We start from the raw sequence: 404 nt of genomic DNA, 5'->3' as shown, positions 1-404 counted from the left end.
CGCCATATCGCCAATCTCATCAATCTGATTAAAATTCGGCGTTTCGACGGCGTAATCCTGCGACGCCAGACGGTGTACCACGTCGCTCAGACGCACCACGGGGCGCAGCACGCGGCGTTTCAGGATAAAGCCCAGGACAAACAGAAACAGCAGGGCGGTCAGGCCAACCATCAGTTCAGAGGCCGTACGCAGCGCTTTCGATTTTTTGGTGGCATCCTGCACGGACGCAATCACCCGCTTGTCGAGGATCTGGCGAAAGTGATCAATCTGGTTTTGCGCGCGTTCCAGCGCCTGCTCATAGGGGGCACCATAAAGCAGGGCAATGGCCTGGGCACCTTCTCCCCGTTCTGTATTGGTGAGGGCCGTCTGCTGTTCATCCTGTAGCGCATCGATAATCTTGAGAC

General features: G+C 56.7%; 1 protein-coding gene. It reads right to left on the bottom strand.

All coding sequences use genetic code 11. The annotated features are described in order from the left end of the window. Positions 1–404: HAMP domain-containing protein (locus CSV68_RS16805; RefSeq protein WP_143561034.1), on the bottom strand; the 404-nt coding region annotated here is incomplete at both ends.

The organism is Sporosarcina sp. P29 (assembly GCF_002743265.1).
GTDB lineage: Bacteria > Bacillota > Bacilli > Bacillales_A > Planococcaceae > Sporosarcina.
This window is presented reverse-complemented; position numbering and strand designations above follow the sequence as displayed.